General features: G+C 70.2%; 17 protein-coding genes and 2 pseudogenes. 12 read left to right on the top strand and 7 right to left on the bottom strand.

Translation table 11 applies throughout. The features are described 5' to 3' along the window. Positions 1 to 311: 311 nt before the first annotated feature. The gene (locus ACFVV1_RS33065; RefSeq protein ID WP_389997024.1) at positions 312 to 2,552 is read right to left on the bottom strand and encodes an MMPL family transporter; all 2,241 of its coding nucleotides are present in this window, start codon (positions 2,550 to 2,552) and stop codon (positions 312 to 314) included. 253 nt (positions 2,553 to 2,805) lie between these two features. Between ACFVV1_RS33065 and ACFVV1_RS33060 the strand changes: the two genes are divergently transcribed. Both ACFVV1_RS33060 and ACFVV1_RS33055 read left to right on the top strand, forming a co-directional pair. Further along, positions 2,806 to 4,032: a sensor histidine kinase gene (locus ACFVV1_RS33060; RefSeq protein WP_389997022.1), complete on the top strand. Its 1,227-nt coding sequence runs from the start codon at positions 2,806 to 2,808 to the stop codon at positions 4,030 to 4,032. Next, the gene (locus ACFVV1_RS33055; protein WP_389997019.1) at positions 4,029 to 4,751 is read left to right on the top strand and encodes a response regulator; all 723 of its coding nucleotides are present in this window, start codon (positions 4,029 to 4,031) and stop codon (positions 4,749 to 4,751) included. The genes ACFVV1_RS33060 and ACFVV1_RS33055 overlap by 4 nt, the downstream gene beginning before the upstream one ends. Positions 4,752 to 4,983: 232 nt before the next feature. Here ACFVV1_RS33055 and ACFVV1_RS33050 read toward each other — a convergent pair whose 3' ends face one another. After that, positions 4,984 to 5,625, bottom strand: a complete 642-nt coding sequence (locus ACFVV1_RS33050; protein WP_389997016.1) for a response regulator — start codon at positions 5,623 to 5,625, stop codon at positions 4,984 to 4,986. Positions 5,626 to 5,863: 238 nt separating this feature from the next. Then, a pseudogene (locus ACFVV1_RS33045) lies at positions 5,864 to 6,211 on the bottom strand (transposase); the annotation flags it as partial. A gap of 102 nt (positions 6,212 to 6,313) precedes the next feature. On the opposite strand from ACFVV1_RS33045, the gene ACFVV1_RS33040 reads away from it, so the two are divergent. The 8 genes from ACFVV1_RS33040 to ACFVV1_RS33005 all read left to right on the top strand — a co-directional run bounded on the left by ACFVV1_RS33040 (position 6,314) and on the right by ACFVV1_RS33005 (position 16,608). Continuing rightward, the gene (locus ACFVV1_RS33040; RefSeq protein WP_389997013.1) at positions 6,314 to 7,789 is read left to right on the top strand and encodes an amidohydrolase family protein; all 1,476 of its coding nucleotides are present in this window, start codon (positions 6,314 to 6,316) and stop codon (positions 7,787 to 7,789) included. After that, positions 7,786 to 8,898 carry a M20 family metallopeptidase gene (locus tag ACFVV1_RS33035; RefSeq protein ID WP_389997010.1) on the top strand — a complete coding sequence of 371 codons (1,113 nt, stop codon included), beginning with the start codon at positions 7,786 to 7,788 and terminating at the stop codon, positions 8,896 to 8,898. Before ACFVV1_RS33040 ends, ACFVV1_RS33035 begins: the two co-directional genes overlap by 4 nt. An 85-nt stretch (positions 8,899 to 8,983) precedes the next feature. Next, on the top strand, positions 8,984 to 9,880 hold the full coding sequence (locus tag ACFVV1_RS33030; RefSeq protein ID WP_389997007.1) for a GNAT family N-acetyltransferase: 897 nt from the start codon (positions 8,984 to 8,986) through the stop codon (positions 9,878 to 9,880). Next, entirely contained in the window at positions 9,877 to 10,980 is a 1,104-nt protein-coding gene (menC, locus tag ACFVV1_RS33025; protein ID WP_389997004.1) for an o-succinylbenzoate synthase, read from the top strand. The genes ACFVV1_RS33030 and menC overlap by 4 nt, the downstream gene beginning before the upstream one ends. A 142-nt stretch (positions 10,981 to 11,122) precedes the next feature. Beyond that, complete coding sequence (locus tag ACFVV1_RS33020; RefSeq protein WP_389997001.1) at positions 11,123 to 12,712, top strand: PucR family transcriptional regulator; 1,590 nt, start codon at positions 11,123 to 11,125, stop codon at positions 12,710 to 12,712. 140 nt (positions 12,713 to 12,852) lie between these two features. Beyond that, positions 12,853 to 14,109, top strand: a complete 1,257-nt coding sequence (locus ACFVV1_RS33015; protein ID WP_389996999.1) for an MFS transporter — start codon at positions 12,853 to 12,855, stop codon at positions 14,107 to 14,109. Between the two features lie 73 nt (positions 14,110 to 14,182). Then, positions 14,183 to 15,076: a serine hydrolase gene (locus tag ACFVV1_RS33010; protein ID WP_389996995.1), complete on the top strand. Its 894-nt coding sequence runs from the start codon at positions 14,183 to 14,185 to the stop codon at positions 15,074 to 15,076. Positions 15,077 to 15,216: 140 nt separating this feature from the next. Beyond that, positions 15,217 to 16,608, top strand: coding sequence for a serine hydrolase domain-containing protein (locus ACFVV1_RS33005; RefSeq protein ID WP_389996992.1), 1,392 nt, complete (start codon positions 15,217 to 15,219; stop codon positions 16,606 to 16,608). 253 nt (positions 16,609 to 16,861) lie between these two features. Here ACFVV1_RS33005 and ACFVV1_RS33000 read toward each other — a convergent pair whose 3' ends face one another. The 4 genes and pseudogenes from ACFVV1_RS33000 to ACFVV1_RS32985 form a co-directional block, all read right to left on the bottom strand. Further along, positions 16,862 to 17,047, bottom strand: coding sequence for a hypothetical protein (locus ACFVV1_RS33000; protein ID WP_389996989.1), 186 nt, complete (start codon positions 17,045 to 17,047; stop codon positions 16,862 to 16,864). A gap of 94 nt (positions 17,048 to 17,141) precedes the next feature. Further along, a pseudogene (locus tag ACFVV1_RS32995) lies at positions 17,142 to 17,991 on the bottom strand (helix-turn-helix domain-containing protein). A gap of 22 nt (positions 17,992 to 18,013) precedes the next feature. Beyond that, positions 18,014 to 18,448 carry a DUF6879 family protein gene (locus ACFVV1_RS32990; protein ID WP_389996986.1) on the bottom strand — a complete coding sequence of 145 codons (435 nt, stop codon included), beginning with the start codon at positions 18,446 to 18,448 and terminating at the stop codon, positions 18,014 to 18,016. A gap of 394 nt (positions 18,449 to 18,842) precedes the next feature. Then, complete coding sequence (locus ACFVV1_RS32985) at positions 18,843 to 19,130, bottom strand: hypothetical protein (protein ID WP_389996983.1); 288 nt, start codon at positions 19,128 to 19,130, stop codon at positions 18,843 to 18,845. Between ACFVV1_RS32985 and ACFVV1_RS32980 the strand changes: the two genes are divergently transcribed. Beyond that, positions 19,117 to 19,578 carry a hypothetical protein gene (locus tag ACFVV1_RS32980; RefSeq protein WP_389996980.1) on the top strand — a complete coding sequence of 154 codons (462 nt, stop codon included), beginning with the start codon at positions 19,117 to 19,119 and terminating at the stop codon, positions 19,576 to 19,578. The genes ACFVV1_RS32985 and ACFVV1_RS32980 overlap by 14 nt on opposite strands. Positions 19,579 to 19,650: 72 nt before the next feature. Further along, positions 19,651 to 20,907, top strand: coding sequence for an SLC13 family permease (locus ACFVV1_RS32975; protein WP_389997180.1), 1,257 nt, complete (start codon positions 19,651 to 19,653; stop codon positions 20,905 to 20,907). The last annotated feature ends 2 nt before the right edge of the window (positions 20,908 to 20,909 follow it).

Below are 20,909 nucleotides of genomic sequence, written 5' to 3'. Positions count from 1 at the left end.
GTCGGTGGCGCGGAACGCGGTGTCCAGGGCGGCGCGGAAGTCGGCTTCGGCTCGGTACCAGGCACCTCGTTGCTGTGGACCTAGAAGTCCGATGAAGATCTTGTTCTGACTGCCTGACTCAACCGCTTCGCCCCTAAATATCGATGGGGCAAACCTGCCTGGGCCGGGCGCGATTTCAAGATTTCCAGTGGGCTTCTAGGGTGTTTCTGACGGCTCTTGAAACATCTGGTGGCTGTCACGGGTGCGCACGCTCAACCATGCGGGGCCACGCCGGACAGATGAGGTGCTCACGGGTCACCTGAGCCGTTCGGTCAGTCCGCCATCATGACCCGGTCGGGTTCCGGGGCAGGTGCGTTCGCACGGTGCTGCGGGTGGCCGCCCTTGGTGGGCCGTGGGCGGACCGGCCACCAGATGCTCCGTCCGAGGAGTGCGGCAAGGGCGGGGACCAGCACCAGCGAGAGGACGAGCGCGGAGAGCAGGATTCCGAGCGCCGTTGCGAAGGCGATCTGCTCGTTGCCCGGGGTCGTGGCGAGGGTGGCGAAGGAGCCGGCAAGGACCAGGCCTGCGGTCGCGATGGCCGGTGTCGTGTGCTGCACCGCGCGGGCCACGGCGGCGCGGGCCGGGCCCGGTCGCTGCATTTCCTCCCGGATCCGGTCGCTGATCAGGATGTTGTAGTCGGTGCCCAGTGCCACGACGAACAGAAACAGCACGAGCGGGAGGGAGAAGTTGACGCCCGGTTTGCCGAGGACGTGCTGGAAGAGCAGGGTGGCGGCGCCGAGGGTGGCGGCGAAGCCGAGCCCGACGCAGAGCATCAGGATCACCGGTGCGAGCAGGCTGCGCAGGAGCAGCAGGAGGATCAGCGCGATCAGTGCGGCCGCGACCGGGAACACGATCTTCAGGTCGTGGTCGACGGCGGTGGAGATGTCGGCGTAGATCGCCGCCGTTCCGCCCACGTGTGCCGTCGTTCCGGCGGGTGTGTGCTGGGCGACCGCTGCCCGCACGGGTCCGGAGGCCAGGTCGCGGGCCTGCTGGCTCTGCGGGTCCGCGGTCGGGTAGAGGTCGATCCGGGCGGCGCGGTGGTCCTTGTTCAGGACGGTCCGTGCGACCTGGCCCACGCCCTTGACCTGGGTGAGAGCACGGGAGAGGCCGTCGAGCCGGCCTGCGGTGAGGGTGCCGCCGTCAGTGGCGGTGACGAAGACGCTCGTCGGGTCCGACACTCCGGCCGGCAGCGCGCGGGATATCTCGGTCGCGGTGGCCGCCGCAGGGGTCTTGGCAGCGGCGTTGCCCTGGCCGTAGTCCATGCGGATCCCGATCAGCCCGGCGGCCAGCGCGGCAAGCAGGGCGACGGAGGCGAACGTGGCCGTCATCGGTCGTCGTGCGACCCGCGCCGCGAAGCGGGCGGCACGGCCCTCGTCGGGCTCGTGGCCAAGGGCCTTGGAGGGCCAGAACATCTTGCGCCCGGCGGCCGCGAGCAGCGCCGGCAGCAGGGTGAGGCTGCCGAGCAGCATCACCAGGACCGCGACGGCGATGGCGGGGCCCAGCGAGCGGAACTGGCCGAAGGTCGCCACGCCCAGTGTGGCGAACCCGGCCACGATGGTCAGCGCCGCCGAGGTGATCGCGGTGCCCACCCGTCCCGAGACCTGCCCGGCCGCCTCGCGGGCGGACTGCTCCGGCCGGGCGCGCAGTTGCTCGCGGAAGCGGAACAGCAGGAACAGCAGGTAGTCGATGCCGATGCCGAGCAGGACCACGCTGATCAGATCAGGGGTGCCCGCGTCGAGCTTGCGCCCGGTGAGTATCGCGGCACCCGCGACGGCTCCCCCCGCCACGCCGATGATCATGGCGACCGCGACCAGCGGCAGCAGGGCCGCCAGCACGCTGCGGAACACCAGCACGTTGATCAGCAGGATGAGCCCCATGAGGAGGGCGCCCCCGACCTTCGCGGCGGTCTCGTGGGAATCGGTGGTGTCGACGGTGTCGGCGAGACTTCCGGTGAAGCCGGTGCGCATCCCCGCCTCGGAGAACTGCGTCCGGGCGGCGTCCCGGAAGGCCCGGTAGACGCCCTGGACCCCCTTGTCCGTACGGTTCCCGATCAGCTCGACGGAGAGCAGTTCGAAACTCCGGTCGGGTGCCACCATCGCCGGGGCGATCCGGGGTGTCTGGGAGCGGTCCGGGACCAGGAATTTCGGTCTGTCGTCCTCCCTGGGCATGATCACCCGGCGCTGCGCCAGCTTCGCCGCCTCGGCCTCGACCCGCTTCTGGTCGGCGGCGCCGAGAGGCTTGCCGTCGGACCGGGCGACCAGCATCGTCACGGTGGTGGCGTCGGGGTTCACCCCGAACTGTTCCTCGGCGATCTCCAGGGCGGCGGCCGAGTCGTAGCTCTTGGGCAGGAAATCCCCGGTCTGGTTCTGGGTGACGCGGCCGATCAGTGTCGGGGCCAGGGCGCTCAGCACGACACCCAGCACCGCCCAGAGGGCGATGACTTTCCACGGGTGTCTGGTGGAGTATCCGGTCAGGGCGCGGATCACGATGTCCTCCGGCGGACGGACTTGCATGCGGACGTCTACCGGGGGCTCCCGGCCGGTATCCAGACCATCACCCCGAGGGGCCGGGAAGCGTCCTGGCAGCGGATGATCCGGGCCGGGGCCCTGGGTCCTGCCCCGGCCCGGGACCAGGACCCAGGTCCTGGTCCCCATCCTGGTCGCGGGCCGCGAGCTGCCGCCGACGGTGCTGCCACCAGTGCTGCCGCTGCAGCTGCTGTGCAACTCTGTACCGGAGGCCGTAAGGCCGGACACAGGGAGAACAGACATGCGCAGGCGCCGGCACATCGGGCCCGGCGATGCCCGGGAGCCGCTGCACATCGACAGCGCCGGGCCGCCGTGGTCCCGCAACGACGCACTCGTGACCGGCGGGGCCTGCGCGATGAACCTGCTCAGCTACGTGTTCTTCGACGACCCCGACGGCCGATACGCCGTGAGCGTGGCCGGGTTCCTCCTCGTCGCGCTGGCAGCCCTGCCGCTGCTCGTCCGGCGCAGCCACCCGGTGGTGGCGCTCGCTGCCGTACTGGCACTCGATACGACAGCCACCCTGACCGCGCCGCTGCCCAGACACTTCGGTGCCGTCCTGCTGGTCGCCCTGTACTCAGTCGCCAGGGCCTGCACCGGCCGGGTGACAGCGGTCGCGGCCGTCGCGACGGTGTCGCTGACGTTGCTGAGCCAGAGCCACGGCCGGATTCCGCCCTGGCAGGACGCCGCTGTCACGCCCCTCTCCGTCCTGATCGTCGTCGGCACCGCCATGGCGGTCAACCGCTGGCAGCGGGAGGTGGCGGCGAACCGCAGACTTCTCGCCGACCGTGCGGTGGCCGACGAACGCCGCCGCATCGCACGGGAGCTGCACGACATCGTGGCCCACCACATCACCACCATGCAGCTGATGGCCGGCGGAGCCCGGGCCAACCTCGCCCGACCGGAGGTGGTCCGGGACGCCCTGGTCACCCTGGAATCCTCCGGGCGGCTCGCCCTGCGCGAGATGCGCCAGCTCCTCGATGTGCTGCGGGCCGGTGACGAACCGGAGTCCGCGCCGTCGCAGCCCCAGCCGGGCGTCGACGACCTCGACCGTCTGGTGGCCGAATCCCGCCTTGCCGGACTGCCGACCGAGTTCAGCGTCCACGGGCCGCAGCGCCCGCTGCCGCCGACCGTCGGCCTCACGGTGTTCAGGATCGCCCAGGAAGCCCTCACCAACGCCCGCAAGTACGCGGGTCCCGCCCGCGCGTCCGTACGGCTGACGTATCGCCAGGATCGGGTCACCGTCGAAGTGCGGGACGACGGTGGGAGCACACCGCCGCAGGAGGGGGCGTCGTCGGTGGGCTCGGGCGGTTACGGCCTGATCGGCATGCGCGAGCGCGTCGCCCTGCACGGCGGTACCCTCGCCGTCGGCCCGCAGGCCGACGGTGGGTTCACAGTGGTGGCCGACCTGCCGCTGACCACGGACGAGGCGGCCGAAGCAGCCGTCCAGCACGAGGGGGCACACCGATGACCGGGACCCGGCCGAACACACCGAGGATCAGAGTGCTGATCGCGGACGACCAGCCGCTGGTCCGGCGCGGCCTGTCGCTGATCCTCTCCCCCGACCCGTCCTTCGAGGTCGTGGGAGAGGCCGAGGACGGCGCGCAGGCTGTCGCCCTCGCCCGCCGGCTGCGCCCCGACGTCGTGGTGATGGACATCCGGATGCCCGTCCTCGACGGTGTCGGCGCGACCGGGGAACTCGCCGCCACCGTGCCCGGCTGCCGGGTCCTGGCCCTCAGCACCTTCGACATGGACGAGTACGTCGTGGGTGCCCTGCGCGCCGGAGCCTGCGGGTTCCTGCCCAAGGACAGCTCGCCGGAGGACCTGAGCGCGGCGATCCGCACCGTCCACGCAGGCGAGGCCGTCGTCGCGCCGCGTCTGCTCACCCGGCTGATCTCCACCTACGTACGGGCCCCTCACGGCGCGTCGCAGCCACTCCCCACCGACCTGGGCGAACTCACACCCCGGGAGGTCGAGGTGTGGCGTCTGATGGCCATCGGTCTCGACAACGCCGAGATCGCCCACGACCTGCACATCAGCGTCTCCACGGTCAAGAACTACATCACCAGCATCTTCGGCAAGCTCGACGTCCGTGACCGCGCCCAGGCGGTCATCGCGGCCTACGAATCGGGGCTGGTCACCGCCCGCGCGGCAACCGGCAACCCGTGCGGCGACAAAAACACCGCATAGCCGGGCCGACCGGTGCGCTCACTGCTTGCACAGGGTGGTGTCGAGGAGGGCCGGGCCATCGGCAGGGCCTCCCGAAACTCCTACGCGGCCGACTTCTCCCGCCGCGAGGGCGGGTAACTCCCCAAGTTCCCATAGCCGGGCCTGCCCCGGGGTGGGGAGGCGTCCAGAGCGTGGACTGCCCCGGACGCGTTCAGCGGCACAGGCAGGCCGGGTCAGGCCACCTGATGTCGCGTCAGCCCGCGACCCCGGGCACGACCAGGCCGGTTTCGTACGCGATCACCACCGCGTGGGTCCGGTTCTGCGCGCCGAGCTTGGTCAGCACGTTCCCGACGTGGGTCTTCACCGTCTCCAGGCTCACCGTGAGCGACTCCGCGATCTCCGGGTTGGACAGGCCGGTGGCCATCAAGCGCAGCACCTCCTCCTCCCGGCCCGTCAGCGCCGCCTGCGGCAGCGCCTCGGCGGAGCCCAGCGGGCGGGCGGTGACCATCTGGCGCAGGGCCGCCGGGAAGAGGATCGCCTCGCCCGCCGCGACCACCCGCACTGCTTCCGCGATCTGCGGGACCGGGAGCCGCTTGAGCACGAAGCCGCTGGCCCCGGCGCTGAGTGCGGCGGTGACATAGCCGTCGTTCTCGAAGGTAGTGATCACCACGACTTTCGGCGGTTCGGCCGACTCCGCGAGGAGCTGCCGGGTGGACTCGATGCCGTTGAGGCGCGGCATCCGCACGTCCATCAGGACCACGTCCGGCCGCAACTGCCGCGCCCGCTCGACGGCCTCGACGCCGTCGGCAGCCTCCCCGACCACTGTGATCCCCGGCTGCATCCCGAGCAGCGTGCGCAGACCGCTGCGGGTCACCTCGTCGTCGTCCGCGATCACGAGGGTGACAGGGGGGCTGCTGGAGGCGCCGGCGGTGCCGAGGGCGGCGCCAGTCGTGACGGCTGCGCTCGCGTCAGGGCTGGTCGTGACCGCTGCGCGTGTCCCGGGGCCTCGCGCGGTCCAGCTCAACGGCCGGACGGCGGCGGTGTCACGCCCACTCCATGCCCAGCTCCCGCAGCGCGTTGTCCGGTCGCGTTTCTTGTTGCATCGTGACCGTTCACCGAGCTGGCAGGTGAAGAGCGGCGGGGCCGCCGGCTCCGCGGGTGACCTTGGTGCGGAGCTTGACCGTGGAGAACGTCGACTCGATCGGGTTCGTGGTCCGCAGGTGGATCCAGTGTTCGGCCGGGAAGTCGTAGAACGCCAGCTGTTCCTCCTCGCATCGCTGCCACCGGTCTGCCACGCGTGCGCTGCTCCGCAGCCATCCCACCAAAGCGGCGGCCGGACGCCAGTAGCCGTTCCGGCAGGGCAAGATGCCGGGCGCATCGTCCCGGTATCTTGCGCTGCTCGGTCGTCCCGGGCATGTCCAGCCCGGAGAAGAAGCAGTACTTCGTGCCGGGTTCGTCGGGGTGCATGAATAGGCCGTCACGGATTCGTCGGCCTGGACCAACAGCGGTGCCTGATCTCCCTCCTAGGGTCGCACTGGAGGCCAGCAGGTGCTCCAGTGCGTCCTCGACGAGGAGACGAAAGCATGCAGACACTTTTGCGTGGCGGCCGTGTCATTGATCCGGGAACAGGGTTCGACGGCATCGCCGACGTCCTCGTGTCCGACGGCGTGGTCAGCGCCGTCGCCGCAGGGCTCGACGCGCCACCGGGATGCGCGGTCGTCGACGTCACGGGTTTGGTCGTCGGTCCGGGGTTCGTCGACCTGCACAGCCACGTGCACTCCATCGCGGGGCAGCGGCTGCAGGCCATGGACGGCGTGACGACGGCCCTCGACCTGGAAGCGGGCCTCATGCCCATCGGACGTGCGTACGCCGAGGCCGCCGCGGACGGACGCCCGCTGCACTACGGCTTCTCCGCCTCGTGGGGTGGTGCCCGGGCCCAGGTGCTCGCCGGCATCCAGCCCGACGCACAGATCGGGAGCGGCCTCGCGGTGCTGGGAAACCGCGCATGGCAGCGCTCCTCCACCGATCGTGAACTCGCCGAGTGGCTGGCCCTGATCGAGGGTGAGCTGAGCGCCGGAGCGCTCGGCATCGGAGTCCTCCTCGGGTACGCGCCCCACAGTGAGCCTGCCGAGTTCCTTGCTGTCGCCCGGCTTGCCGCGAAGGCCGGCGTGCCGACGTACACCCACGTCCGCGAGCTGGTCGAGGTGGATCCCGGAACTCCCGCAGACGGCTCCGAGGAGATCGTCATCGCCGCGGCCGAGACCGGCGCAGCGATGCACCACTGCCACGTCAACAGCACTTCGGGCCACCACATCGACCGGGTACTCGGCGCGTTGGACGGTTCACGGCGGTCGGGATCTCGGGTGACGGTCGAGGCCTACCCGTACGGGGCCGGCAGCACGGCGATCGGAGCGGCCTTCCTCGACGCCGAACACCTGCGGATGAAGGGCCTGTCCCCGTCGAGTGTCGTGATGCTCGAATCGGGGGAGCGCATCGCCGACGAGGGGCGCCTGCGGCAGTTGCGGAACAGCGACCCCGGGGCGCCCTGCATTCTGGAGTTCCTCGACGAGGGCAACCCGCGCGAGCTCGCGATGCTGCACCAGGCGCTGGCCTTCCCGGACGCGATTGTCGCCAGTGACGCGATGCCCGTCTTCTGGCCCGACGGCAGCAACGACAGCACCGAGTGGCCACTGCCGCCCGGGGGAACGACGCACCCGCGCACCGCGGGAACGTTCACCAAGACGCTGCGCGTGATGGTGCGGGAGAGCGGTGCCTGGGACTGGCCGGAGGCGTTCCGGCGGTGTGCCCACCTGCCGGCGCGGGTCCTCGACGAGGTGGCGCCGGGCGCTCGGGCGAAAGGACACCTCGGGGTCGGCGCGGACGCCGACATCGTCGTACTCGACCCCGTGGCGATCACCGATTGCGCGACCTACTTCGGCCCCACGCGGCCGTCTGTGGGCGTGCGGCACTTGTTTGTCGGTGGTGTCCCGGTGGTCAGTGCGGGGGAGTTGCAGGTCGACGCGCTTCCCGGACAGCCGCTGCGAGGTGAGCCGCGATGACGGCGACGCGCGCCGAGGTGGCGGTGGAGGCCCTCGTCGCGGACATCGAGACCCTGGTGCGGTGCGAGTCGCCGTCGTCCGATCACGAAGCCGTCGCCCGCAGCGCAGACGTTGTGGCGGCACTGGGGCGCAGGCTGCTGGACACGGAACCGGATCGCGTGGTGATCGACGGGTGCACGCACCTGAGGTGGCGGTTCGGCGAGGCGCCGCGTGTGCTGCTGCTCGGACACCACGACACGGTGTGGCCCACCGGATCGCTGGAGACACACCCGTATTCCGTCCGGGACGGAGTGCTGCGCGGGCCGGGCTGCTTCGACATGAAGGCGGGTGTCGTGATGGCGCTGCACGCCGCCGCTGCCGCCGGGGACCGGTCGGGTCTTTCGATCCTGGTCACCGGTGACGAGGAGATCGGCTCGCCGTCGTCGCGGCGGCTGATCGAGGAAGAGGCTCGCGGCTGCGACGCGGTGTTCGTGTTGGAGGCGTCGGCAGGCGGCGGAGCGTTGAAGTGCCGCCGCAAAGGCGCCTCCCTGTACCGGATCGAAGTGGACGGCCGGGCCGCGCACGCCGGGCTCGAACCGGAGAAGGGGGTGAACGCCGGGGTGGAGGCGGCGCACCAGATCCTCGCAGTCGCGGCACTGGCCGACGCCGAGCGGGGCACGACCGTCGTGCCGACGGTCCTCTCCGCCGGCACCACGACCAACACGGTTCCCGCAGGCGCCGGCGTGGCGGTCGACGTACGTGTGTGGGACGAGGCGGAGCAGCGGCGGGTCGACCGGGCCGTGCGGGACCTCCGCCCCGTACTCGAGGGCTCGCGGATCCGCATCTCGGGTGGCATCAACCGCCCGCCGCTGCAGGCGGACGCGTCGTCGAGGCTGTTCGACCTCGCTGCAACGATCGCTGCCGAACTCGGCCTCGGAGCTCTTACCGCGGCCGCTGTCGGTGGCGCCTCGGACGGGAACTTCACCGCCGGCCTCGGGATCCCCACCCTCGACGGCCTCGGCGGCGTGGGCGGCGGTGCGCACGCGGACGACGAACACGTCGTCGTAGCCGAACTGCCACGGCGCACCGCCCTGCTCACCGCCCTGATCGACGCCGTGCTGGCGAAGTGAACTCTGTGCGCTACGACGAACGCGGCGGACAACCCTGGTGCGGCACCACGGTGACCCGCCCGGTAAGCCCGGAAAGGAAAGTCCCGTGAGAGATCTTGCGACCTATGAGTCAGGTCTGGTTTCCCCGGCCGTGAGCGCAGCCGCGCTGGCCGCCGCGACCGCTGCTGCCGCCGCCTCACGTGTGGAAATCCGGGACCTGACCGAGGTGTCCGACCTGACCGGTGTCTGCCGGCTCTTCGCATCGATCTGGCAGCCGGGCACCGGTGCCCAACCGGTGACGACAGAGCTGTTGCGGGCGATGGCCGCGGCGGGGAACTATGTCGCGGGCGCGTACGAAGGGGAGGAGCTGCTGGGAGCCTGCCTCGGCTTCTTCGGCAGCCCGGCCACGGCGAGCCTGCACAGCCACATCGCCGGCGTGGCGCCGCGAGGGCTCGGGAGGGGGATCGGATTCGCCCTCAAACTGCACCAGCGCGCCTGGGCGTTGCGCCAGGACGTCTCGCTGGTCACCTGGACGTTCGATCCCCTGGTGCGGCGGAACGCGTATTTCAACCTGGCCAAACTCGGCGCCGGCCCGGCGCGCTACCTGCCCGACTTCTACGGGCCGATGCGCGATGGCATCAACGGCGCCGGTGACACGGATCGGCTGATGGTCCGTTGGGAGCTTTCCGGCCCGGCGGCGTCCGCCGCTTCGCTCGGTGGGGCTGCCCGAGTCGAAGTAGCCGCGCTGCGAGAGCGCGGTGCGGCCTCTGCCCTGTCGGTCGCACCTGACGGGGGACCGCTGACCGCAGTGGCCGACGGGCCGGTCGTGCTGGTCGCCGTGCCGCCCGACATCGAGACGCTCCGGCGCACGGACCCGGATCAGGGCCAGGCGTGGCGCGTCGCGCTGCGGGAGGTGTTGGGAGGCCTGATGGCGGAGGGAGCCAGGGTCATCGGATTCGATCGTGCCGGCTGGTACGTGGTCTCAAGGGAGAAGTCGTCATGAAGCCCAATGGTGTGGAACTTCTGCGTGTCCAGATGCCTTTGGTGGCACCGTTCCGGACGTCGTTCGGTACGCAGAACGTACGGGAACTGCTGCTCATACGAGTCGTGACACCGAACGGCGAGGGGTGGGGCGAGTGCGTCACGATGGAAGAGCCGCTCTACTCCTCGGAGTACGTCGACGGGGCCGAGCACGTGCTGCGGAACTTCCTGGTCCCGGCCCTGATGGAGGGCGAGATCACCGCGAGCCGAGTCGCGCCCCGCCTGGCCAGGTTCAAGGGTCACCGGATGGCGAAGGCCGCACTCGAAATGGCCGTGCTCGACGCTGAACTCCGAGCACACGACCTGTCCTTCGCCACCGCGCTCGGGTCCACCCGGGACTCCGTGCCCTGCGGGGTCTCGGTCGGCATCATGGACTCCGTCCCACAACTCCTGGACGCCGTAGGCGGCTATCTCGACGCCGGCTACATGCGGATCAAGCTGAAGATCGAACCCGGTTGGGACGTCGAGCCGGTGCGAGCGGTGAGGGAGCGCTTCGGCGACGATGTGCTGCTGCAGGTCGACGCCAACACGGCGTACACCCTTTCCGACGTGTCCCAGCTCGCCCGACTGGATCCCTTCGAGCTCCTCCTCATCGAGCAGCCCCTGGACGAGGAGGACCTCCTGGGCCACGCCGAGCTGGCCCGTCGCATCCGCACGCCGATCTGCCTCGACGAGTCGATCGTGTCCGCCCGTTCCGCTGCCGACGCGATCACGCTGGGTGCCTGTCGCATCGTGAACATCAAGCCCGGCCGGGTCGGTGGTTACCTCGAGGCACGGCGGGTGCACGACGTCTGCGCCGCCCACGGGATCCCCGTGTGGTGCGGTGGCATGATCGAGACCGGGCTCGGGCGGGCGGCCAACGTCGCGCTCGCCTCGCTGCCCGGGTTCACCCTGCCCGGCGACACCTCGGCGTCGGACCGGTTCTACCGGACCGACATCACGGAACCGTTCGTCCTGAAGGACGGACACCTGCCCGTGCCCCAGGGGCCGGGCCTCGGCGTCACCCCGATTCCCGACCTGCTGGCGGAGGTCACGACCTCGACGGTGTGGCTCGGTTCGTAGCACGCGACGAACTCGCCGTGAAATCCGGTCGGATCGGACCAGCAGGTTCCGGTGCGGCCGGAGTTACCTTTGGGCGGTGCTGACACCGACGTCTGGCAAGCCACACACAAGCCTGGCGCGCGTTCTCGAGGACCTAGGGGACGTGTTGCTGGAGTCGATAGCCGGCGGCGGGGGCACGCGCCGGCAGCTGAGCGGCGTAGTCATCCACGACCCGCTCGACGAGGCGCAGTTCCCCGCCCAGGCCGTCGTCCTGGGGGTGGGCTTCCACGAACCGGATGACGTGGTCCGCCTCCTGTACGAACTCGGCCGCAAGGGCGCTGCGGCGCTCGTCGTCCGGTCACCCTTCACCGCGACCGTGGAAATCCGGCGGGCCGCCGACGAGTCCGGCGTCGCACTGCTCGGACTCACCCGAGGCGCCTCGTGGGCGCAGGTCGCCGCCATGCTCCGCACCCTGCTCGTCGAGGGAGACGTCGGCGACATCTCACCGCAGACGCTGGGCGGCATGCCGTCGGGCGACCTGTTCGCGCTGGCCAACGCCGTGGCCGCGCTGTTGGACGCGCCGGTCACCATCGAGGACCGCAGCTCACGGGTGCTTGCCTTCTCCGGCCGCCAGGACGAGGCCGACCAGTCCCGAGTGGAGACGATCCTGGGCCGCCAGGTACCGGAACGGTTCACGCTTGGCCTGGCGCGCAACGGCGTCTTCGAGCGTCTCCATCGCGGCCATACACCTGTGTACGTCGATCCGCTCCACGACGAGACGATGACCGTTCCCCGGGTGGCGCTGGCGATGCGGGCCGGCGACGAGATCCTCGGCTCGATCTGGGCGGCGGTGCCCGGGCCCTTGTCCGAAGAGCGGACGCAGGCGCTGATCGACGCCGGCAAGCTCGTCGCGCTCCACATGTTGCGTCTGCGTGCGGGCGCCGATGTCGAGCGCCGCCTGCGCGCCGACCTGGTGAGCACCGCGCTCGAAGGCGGCGCGGGGGCACCGGAGGCGATTGCGCGGCTCGGGCTGGTGGGGCAGCCCGCGATCGTGCTGGCACTGGGTCTGTTCGGTGGTTCGGACGCCGATCCGTCGACGGAGGACGGTCTGCGCCGGGTCGCGGACCGCCAGCGGGTCGCGGACGCGCTGGCCATGCACCTGAGTGCGGTCCAGGCGCGCTCGGCCGTGGCGCTGGTGGGCGACGTGGCCTACGGCATCGTGCCGATGCCGGGAGGCCGGGCGGATTGCCAGGAGCGGTCGATCCGCGTCGCGTCGACCTTCCTGGAGCGCACCGGGCAGCGCGTGGACGCGGCGATCGGCATCGGTCCGCCCGCACTCGACGGCTCCGGACTCAGCCGCTCGCGCGACGGCGCGGACCGGGCGCTGCGGGTGCTGCTCGCCAACGGGGGCGCCCGGCGGGTGGCCACGGCGGAGGACGTCCACGTCGACGCGCTCATGCTGGACCTCGCCGATCTGGCCGCCGCGCGCGGGGACGTGGCGACCGGGCCCGTCGCCCGCCTGCTCGACTACGACGCCCGGCACCAGTCGCAACTCGTCCACACGCTGTCGTGCTGGCTGGACGCCTTCGGCGATGTGGCCGCCGCGTCCGGCGCGGCGTACGTGCACCCCAACACCTTCCGGTACCGACTGCGACGGGTCGCAGAGGTCGGTGAGATCAACCTCGACGACCCTGGCGAGCGGTTCGCGGCGATGCTGCAACTCCGGCTCCACCCGGTCCGGCACCATGAGTAGAAGCCGGACGCCGCAACGAGTCAACGTTCGTCCGCACCGCCCGAACACCACCTGAAGGTTTGTGGAACTCCACGAATCCGCTGCGTCACCTGATGTCCAGGATGGGCCATCACCCCCGACGCAGCGGTACGGAGGCAACCATGAACGCGGTGGTCACCGAGGACACCTGGACACCTGAGCGGGTCAACCGGACAGCAACGATCACGATGGTGGTCATGCTGTGCGCCTGGTCGATCGACTACATCGACCGGTTCTCCATCAGTATGGCTCTGCCGTCGATCGGAGAGGAGTTCCATCTCGGCAAGACCGCGCAGGGCTCGCTGGTCACCGTCTTCGCGCTGGTCTACATGATCTGCCAGATACCGGCCGGCTACCTGGCCGATCGGTATGGCTCCCGCAAACCGATGCTGATCACGCTCCTGCTGTGGTCGCTGTTCACCGCTTTGACCGGAATGGCCGGCACCTTCGGTCTGCTCCTGCTGTTCCGTGGCCTGTTCGGTGCTTGTCAGGGCGCCTTCCCGGCAGCGTCGTTCAAAGCCATCGCGGAACGGACGACACCGCAGAGACGGGGAACCGCCACCAGCGTGATGTTGTCCGCCAGTGGGATCGCCGGCCTTGCACCCCTGCTCGTCGCCCCGCTGCTGACAACCATCGGCTGGAGGCACACCTTCCTCTGGATGGCGGGTTGTGGCGCGGCCATCGGCATCGGGCTGTGGGCGCTCCTGCCCAAGGCGTTGCCGGACCGGCTCAGCCGGCTCCCGCAAACGGCGGTGACGACGCCCGAAGTCTCGCGTGCGCAAGTGCTGAAGTCCCCGGCCGTGTGGAAGTTCGCGGTGCTGTTCTGCGCGATGAACATGCTCAGCTACGGCCTGGTCACCTGGGTGCCCAGCTATCTGCTCGAGGCCAGACACCTGTCGCTGAACGAGACCGGCGTGCTGTCGGCGATCCCGAGTCTGGTGGGCTTCGCGACGACCATCTTCGGCGGCTGGCTGTTCGACCGGTACTTCCATGACAAGGCCAGGTGGTACCTGGTGTCCATCGCGACGGTGACCGCGGTCCTGCTCGCCCTGATGGTGTCGGCGGGCAGCGCGGTGACATTCACGGTCTACGAGACGTTGGCCGTCGGAGTGTTCGGGATGGCGACGATGTGCGTCTTCGGCCTTCCGCTGCGGGTGCTTCCCACGGCGGTGGCCGGACTCGGTGCCGGGATGACGAACTTCGGGGGCCAGGTCGCCGGCGTCATCGCGCCGCTGGCGATGGGCTGGCTGGCGGACGCGTTCTCCTACACCGCGGCGTTCGGTTTCCTGATCGGCACCACGCTGCTCACCGCGGTGCTCGCGTTCTGGATCCCACAGCGCGCCGAACAGTTCAACTTCCCGTCGACCGGCACCAAGTAGTCGGTTGGCGCACCAGCAAACAGATCCGGTCCGGACAGAACGTCCGCACCGGACAGACAGAAGGGATCACGCCATGGTCACCGAATCGGAACTGGTCGCGACAATCACCGCCCGAGCGGCGGAAGTCGGCGTCCGCGTCTGGCTGCACGCGGCCGATCTGGACGGCCCGCGACAGATGGGTATCGACGCCGAGGAGCCGGTGGTCACCGCGTCCGTGTTCAAGGTTCCCGTGGCAGTGGAACTTGCCCGGCAGGCGGCCGACGGTGAGTTCGACCTCGCCGAGCGGATCGCGGTGGCACCGGGACATCCGACCGCCAGCCCGTACGGCCTTGCGACGTTCCGCCACGACGTCACGATGTCCTGGTACGACCTGGCCGTCCTGATGATCGGCATCAGCGACAACGTCGCCACGGACCTGATCCTCGGGAAGGTGGGAAAGGCCGCGGTCGCCAGGACGCTGCGGCGGCTCGACCTCCCGCACACGGCCGTCCCCCACGACTGCGGGGAGTTGTTGCGCACGATCGGCGAGGACCTCGGGATCGACTACCAGGACGACGAACGGATCCTGGCCGCGTTGCCGGCCGAACAACTTGCCAAGCTGCGTGCGTTGACACCCGAAGAGACCTGCCGGACCACCGCCGCGGAAAGCACCCGGTTGCTGGGCCTGATCTGGCGAGACGAAGCAGCGCCCGCGGCGGCGTGCGCCGACGTCCGGCGCTGGCTGGAACTGCAGCTGTGGCCGCACCGGCTGCGCTCCGGCTTCGCGGACGACGACGTCAGGATCAGCGGCAAGACCGGAACGCTGCCCTCGCTGCGCAACGAGATCGGCGTGGTGGAGTACCCGGACGGCGGCCGGTACGCAGTCGGTGTCTTCACCAGGGCCGTCGACGCCCGATCGAGAGTTCCCGAGCGTGACGCCTTCATCGGGTTCGCCGCTGCCCGGGCGGTGGACTGGCTTCGGCGGTAACCCATACCGGCGGCCGGGTGTTTCGTCGGCCGCGATGAAGGTTTCGCCAGTTCTCGTCGTTTCTCACGAATCGGCCATGAGCGCGCAGGTCATACCCTCCCGGAATCACCCGTTCTCCCTCGCAGAGACAAGAGGTGCACATGCCCGAACTCAATGAACTCTGTGGCTGGTTGGAAAGTCGCCTTCCCGAGTTGCTGGCCGAGTACAAGGTGCCGGCCGCATCGATCGCCGTATACGCACACGGCGAGATGATCGACCGCGCGGCCGGGGTACTGAACAAGGACACCGGCGTCGAGGCCACTGCGGACTCCGTCTTCCAGATCGGTTCGATCACCAAGGTCTGGACGACCACGCTGGCGATGCAGCTCGTCGACGAGGGCGCGCTCGACATCGACGCGCCGGTCCGGGCGTACCTGCCCGGATTCGCCGTCGGTGACGAGACAGCATCCGCGAAGATCACCGTCCGTCAGCTGATGTGCCACACCTCCGGTTTCGAGGGCGACATCTTCCTCGACACCGGACGCGGCGACGACGCGGTGCACAAGCTCGTCACCCTCCTCGCCGGCGTGCCCCAGTTGTTCGCGCCGGGCGAGATGTTCTCGTACAACAACGCCGCCTTCTGTGTGCTCGGACGCATCGTCGAGGTGCTGCGCGGCAAGTCCTACGACGACTGCCTGCGCGACCACCTGTTCACGCCACTGGGGCTGACCCACGCCGCCCCCAGCCCGTACGAGGCTGTCAGGTTCCGTGCCGCGTCGGGGCACCTCTCGCCGGAGCAGGACGCCGAGCCGCAGCCCGCGCAGGCCTGGGCACTGCCCCGGTCGAACGCGCCCGCCGGATCGATGCTGGCGATGCGAGCGCGGGACCTGCTGACGTTCGCGCGGATGCATCTCGACGGGGGCAGGGGGCCCGATGGGACGGCGGTGCTCACGCCGGAGAGCGCGCTCGCCATGCGGCACCGCGAGGTGGACCTGCTGGATCTCGGTCTGATGGGCGACGCCTGGGGACTTGGCTGGTCGCTCTTCGACTGGCCGGGCGGCGCGGTGGTCGGCCACGACGGCGGCACGCTCGGCCAGTCCGCCTTCCTGCGGGTGGTTCCCGACCGCGACATCGCGGTGGCACTGCTGACCAACGGCGGCAACCCGCTCCCGCTGTACGTCGAACTCGTCGGCCGAGTGCTGCGCGAGCTGGCCGGAGTGGAAATGCCGGCGCTCCCGGTGCCGGACGCCAACGCCCCACGCGTCGAGACGGCGAGGTTCGTGGGCGAGTACTCGTCGTCCGTCAGTGACACCGTGGTCAGCGAGGACGCCGACGGCCGGCTGTGGGTCCAGCGGAGCCCGAAGGGGGTGTTTGTCGAGCTCGACGGCGGTCCGTCGGAAAGGATCGAACTGGTCGCGTACGACGGCGACAAGCTGATCCCGGCCGAGCCGCAGCACGGCATGCACATGGTGCACGCGTTCGTCGGTGACGACGGGAACGGGCGGGCGCAGTTCCTGCACACCGGCCGGGCCGATCGGCGGGTGAGCCGGTGAACGCCATCGCCCGGATGGAGCGCATGGACTGACGCATGCGGGTGCTCGGTGACCAGCTCGAAGACGTGAAGAAGTCGATGGACACCGTTCGCCGCAAGCTACCCGACCGGTGACGTCCGATAGCTGGCACCGGGCGCCTCCTGCTCTGTGCTGGCCTCACGGTCGGAGCCAGTTCGCCTACCAGCCGGTGAGCGCGTCGGGAGTTCGGCTTCGATCAGGCCGTGGGGGTCGTAGAGCACGGTGTGGGTGCCGCTCATCGGTTCCTCGCCGTGTCGTCGTTGCCGCCGGTGCTTTCGTCCGGGACTTGGGTGGTGTGGGCGAGGAAGCGGGCGTAGCCGCGATCAGCGCGTTCCAGCAGCGCCGGGGAAGGCCGGCCGAAGTCGGGGGGCTGGAGGCCGGGTCCTTCCGGATCGGGGCCGGCGGGTGTGGGTGCGCTCATGGGCACCGCCTCCGTTGCTGGGTGCGTCGGTGTCGTTCGACGCTACGGAGGCCGCCGCTCGTTCCTCAACAAAATTGCGGGTAATTGCGGATGTTCACTCCAGGACGTCGATCGCGGCCCGGATGAGGGCACGTGCGGCGTCGCCGTACACAGCCATCTCCGCGAGGCCGGCGAACGCCTTGGCGTAGTCGGCGAGCTCGCGCGGCTGTGTCACCTTGATCTCCGCGGTCAGCGTCTCCACCACGGCCATGGTGTCGTCGTGAACGTAGAACGCCTCGAGCGGCCATACGGTGCGCTGCGCGGTGAACGGGTGATCCCCAGCGAGACGGACGCGAGCGGCATCACAGCCAGGAGGTGGCGCAGCTGGCCGCGCATGGTGTCGGGGTCGGCGGTGCGGAAGCGTAGGACGGACTCTTCCATGAGGACGACGTAGCGGTGGCCGCCTTCGTAGAGGAACCGTGAGCGGGCGACGCGGGCGGCGACGGCTTCGGCGACGTCGTCGGGGGTGCCTTGGAAGGTGGTGATCTGGTTCATGAGGGCGGTTGCGAACGCCGGTGTCTGGAGGAAGCCGGGGGCACGTTGGAGAGGTAGACGCGGCAGTGGCGGGTCTGCTGGTGGAGGGTGTACCAGTCCAGTTGGACTTTTCGCATGCCGGTGCGGTGCAGGCGGCGCCACTCCAGGTACATGGAGTCGACCGCGCGGGCGGTGGCGATGAGGTCGTCGGCCTGGTCGTCCGCGTTGCAGGCCGTGCACCAGGAGCGGATGTCCGCGTCCGAGGGCAGGGCCGCGCTTTTTTGGATGCGGGTGGTCTTGGCGGGGTGCCAGCCGCACCGGGCGGAGAGTTCCTTCCCGGTGAGGCCGACGTCCTTGCGCAGGTGCTGCAACCGCACAGCGAGCGCCTCGCGTGCCCCCTGGGCGCTGGACGATGGGGAAGCGGTCGTCATGAGGTGGCGGCCCTTGTGTCGGTCAGATGCGGTAATCGGCGTGCGGAACGGCCAGGTCCCACACCTGGCGGAACGCCTCGGCACACAGCTTGACCGCCTGCGGGTCTTCGGTGTGTTCGGGCTCCAGGGCCTGGCCGTCACCGGAGAACATGTTCCAGCGCACGATCTGGTCGTCGATGAGCCAGAAGTCGTTGCCGGGCAGCGCGAGCGTGGAGGCACGGCGGCGGGGCAGCCAGCGGACCTCCTCGCCGGCGCGGAGGTTGGCGTCGGTGATGGCGTGCTCGAAGCGGATGTATTCGGTGACGGGCTCGGAGATGACCCGGGCCCTGCGGACCTTCACCCCGCGGGTCACGGTCCGCTCCACCAGCGGCAGCCACCCACTCCAGAACTGCGAGTCGCCCGCGGGCACGGTCCCGTCGTGCAGGAACGCGTCGTAGACGTCCCGCTCCTCCCCCACGGCGTAGATGTCTCGCAGTTCCAGGTGCAGGGCGTGCTGCTGGCGGAGTCGAGCAGGTCCTCAAAGCTAGGTGTCGGCGGCTTCTGCGGCATCGCACGCCTTTCTGATCTGCGGCATCGTCCTGGCCGGGATACGGATGACCGTCTCGTCGTCCGCAGGCGGGCTGTCTTGACCGCAGGCCGCCTCTGGGTGGCCGCGTCGACGGTTTTGCCCTGCAGGACCAGTTCCGGCCCCTCGGTGGTGTCGGTGTCCACCCACACCGCGGGGCAGTTCCCTCCACCCGAGTTCGGGTCCGTGCCGAAGAAAAGTAACGCCGTGATCGCCTCCGAAGCGAGCTGGTTGCGTGTAGTTGCGCACTGACCGTCCCGCGTTGAGGTGCCGACGGTCAAGGCCCTCACGGGCCGAAGCAGCCGCGCTGACCGGCTTCGTCCATCTCCTTGCCCAGCAGGGTGAGGGTGTCGGCTTCGGCGTTGCGACGCCGTGCGTGCAGTGTGACGACTTCGGCGTCGCCCATCTGGTACTTCGTCTTGTCGCCGCGGCCGAAGTAGCGGTTGTCGACCATGTGCGGTGCAACGGGGCCGGCCGGGATGTGTACGAGAAGGTAGCCGGTCCCGTCGTTGGCCGCCGCGCTGATCTCCTCGGTGAGGATGGTCAGTGGCGGGTCGGGGATGGTCCGGGCCACCTGCTCGATCTTCTCCGGCAACCCGTTCAACGGCTGGGGGGCGAGTTCGAAAGTGCGGCTCTCCTTGTTCTCCTGCCTTGTTCTCCTGCACGCCGATGATCAGGGTGCCGCCGTCGACGGCGAACGAGGACAGGTCGCGCGCCAGCTCCTTGTTGCCGCCCTTGCTGTTCGGGGCCTTCTTCAGGTCCAGATGATGGCTTTCCTCGAACAGGCCGCCATCGACGGCGGCCTGGAGGTCAACCTCTACGCGGGCAAGTCCCCGTCGGTCGCCTCCCTCTACCGGGCCCTCGCCGAAGCCGGGCAGACAGCAGAGGACGACCACCTGCCACTCAGGCCCGAGCCCGTCCGCATCCGCCAGCCCGAGGACCCGCTCACCCTCGAAGAGATCGACCTGCGCGACCGGCTCCAGACCCAGCCCCACCCGAACGCCACAGGCCCCCGTGGATGACGTCGCGACCGTACGCGCGAAGGTGTACGACGAACTCCTCGCGCCAGCACTCCACCCGGAAAGGCTCCGCCCCTGAACGCCTCACTCGCAGAAGCACTGTCCGTCGTCCTGCTCCTGGCGGTGCTGGGCTGCGCGGTGATCCGGCCGTGGGGCTGGCCGGAGGCGGTCGTGGCCGTCCCCGCCGCCGGGGTGGTCATCGCCACCGGCGCGATCTCACTCGGCCACGCGGCGGCCGAGGCCGCCCGGCTGGGCCCGGTGATCGGCTTCCTCGCGGCCGTCCTGGTCCTGGCCCAGCTGTGCGACGACGAAGGCCTGTTCCACGCCTGCGGCGCCTGGATGGCCCGCCGGGCGGCCGGCCGGCCCCGCCGCCTTCTCGTCCTCGTCTTCGTGACGGCCTCGCTGATCACTGCGGTGCTCAGCCTGGACGCCACGGTGGTGCTGCTGACCCCGGTGGTGTTCGCCACCGCCGCCCGGCTCGGCGCCCGCGCGAAGCCGCACGTCTACGCCTGCACCCACCTGTCGAACACCGCCTCGCTCCTGCTGCCGGTCTCCAACCTGACCAACCTGCTGGCGTTCGCCGCCAGCGGCCTGAGCTTCACCCGCTTCGCCGCCCTGATGGCGCTGCCCTGGCTGGTCGCCATCGGAGCCGAGTACGTGGTGATCCGCCGCTTCTTCGCCACCGACCTGGACGCCGGCGCCGAGGCCCCGCCCGCCGACGAGCCCCGCGAACTGCCGCTGTTCGCCCTGCTCACGGTGGCGGGCACCCTGGTCGGCTTCGTGCTGACCTCGGCGCTCGGCATCAACCCGGCCTGGGCGGCGGCCGCAGGCGCGGCCGTCCTGGCGGCCCGTGCCCTGGCCCAGCGCCGCACCACCCCTACGGCGATCGTCCGGGCCGCGGCCCTGCCGTTCTGCGCCTTCGTGCTGGCGCTGGGCATCGTGGTCCGCGCGGTGGTCGACAACGGCCTCGCGGGCGCGCTGGGCCATCTGGTTCCCGGCGGCACCGGCCTGGCGGCCCTTCTGGCCATCGCGGCACTGGCAGCCGTACTGGCGAACGTCATCAACAACCTGCCCGCCGTCCTGGTGCTGCTGCCGCTGACCGCCCCCACCGGACCGGGCGCCGTCCTGGCCGTGCTCCTCGGGGTGAACATCGGCCCGAACCTCACCTACGCCGGCTCGCTGGCCACCCTGCTGTGGCGGCGCATCGTGCGCGAACACGACACCGACGTGGAACTGGGCGAGTTCACCCGGCTCGGCCTGTTCGCCGTGCCCGCCGCCCTGCTGCTCGCGGTGGTGGCACTGTGGGTCTCACTCCAAGCGATCGGAGGCTGAAC

The sequence above is a fragment of the Streptomyces sp. NPDC058092 genome (assembly GCF_042884935.1).
Lineage (GTDB): Bacteria > Actinomycetota > Actinomycetes > Streptomycetales > Streptomycetaceae > Streptomyces.
The sequence above is the reverse complement of the archived record's forward strand: the minus strand, read 5'-3'. Positions and strand labels throughout refer to the sequence as shown.

What these genes read in the sequence shown, in the direction of transcription:
- ACFVV1_RS33065 (WP_389997024.1), bottom strand. Translation starts at nt 2,552, where the DNA reads ATGCAAGTCCGTCCGCCGGAGGACATCGTGATCCGCGCCCTGACCGGA.
- ACFVV1_RS33060 (WP_389997022.1), top strand. Translation starts at nt 2,806, where the DNA reads ATGCGCAGGCGCCGGCACATCGGGCCCGGCGATGCCCGGGAGCCGCTG.
- ACFVV1_RS33055 (WP_389997019.1), top strand. Translation starts at nt 4,029, where the DNA reads ATGACCGGGACCCGGCCGAACACACCGAGGATCAGAGTGCTGATCGCG.
- ACFVV1_RS33040 (WP_389997013.1), top strand. Translation starts at nt 6,314, where the DNA reads ATGCAGACACTTTTGCGTGGCGGCCGTGTCATTGATCCGGGAACAGGG.
- ACFVV1_RS33035 (WP_389997010.1), top strand. Translation starts at nt 7,786, where the DNA reads ATGACGGCGACGCGCGCCGAGGTGGCGGTGGAGGCCCTCGTCGCGGAC.
- menC (WP_389997004.1), top strand. Translation starts at nt 9,877, where the DNA reads ATGAAGCCCAATGGTGTGGAACTTCTGCGTGTCCAGATGCCTTTGGTG.
- ACFVV1_RS33015 (WP_389996999.1), top strand. Translation starts at nt 12,853, where the DNA reads ATGAACGCGGTGGTCACCGAGGACACCTGGACACCTGAGCGGGTCAAC.
- ACFVV1_RS33010 (WP_389996995.1), top strand. Translation starts at nt 14,183, where the DNA reads ATGGTCACCGAATCGGAACTGGTCGCGACAATCACCGCCCGAGCGGCG.
- ACFVV1_RS33005 (WP_389996992.1), top strand. Translation starts at nt 15,217, where the DNA reads ATGCCCGAACTCAATGAACTCTGTGGCTGGTTGGAAAGTCGCCTTCCC.
- ACFVV1_RS33000 (WP_389996989.1), bottom strand. Translation starts at nt 17,047, where the DNA reads ATGAGCGCACCCACACCCGCCGGCCCCGATCCGGAAGGACCCGGCCTC.
- ACFVV1_RS32980 (WP_389996980.1), top strand. Translation starts at nt 19,117, where the DNA reads ATGGTCCGGGCCACCTGCTCGATCTTCTCCGGCAACCCGTTCAACGGC.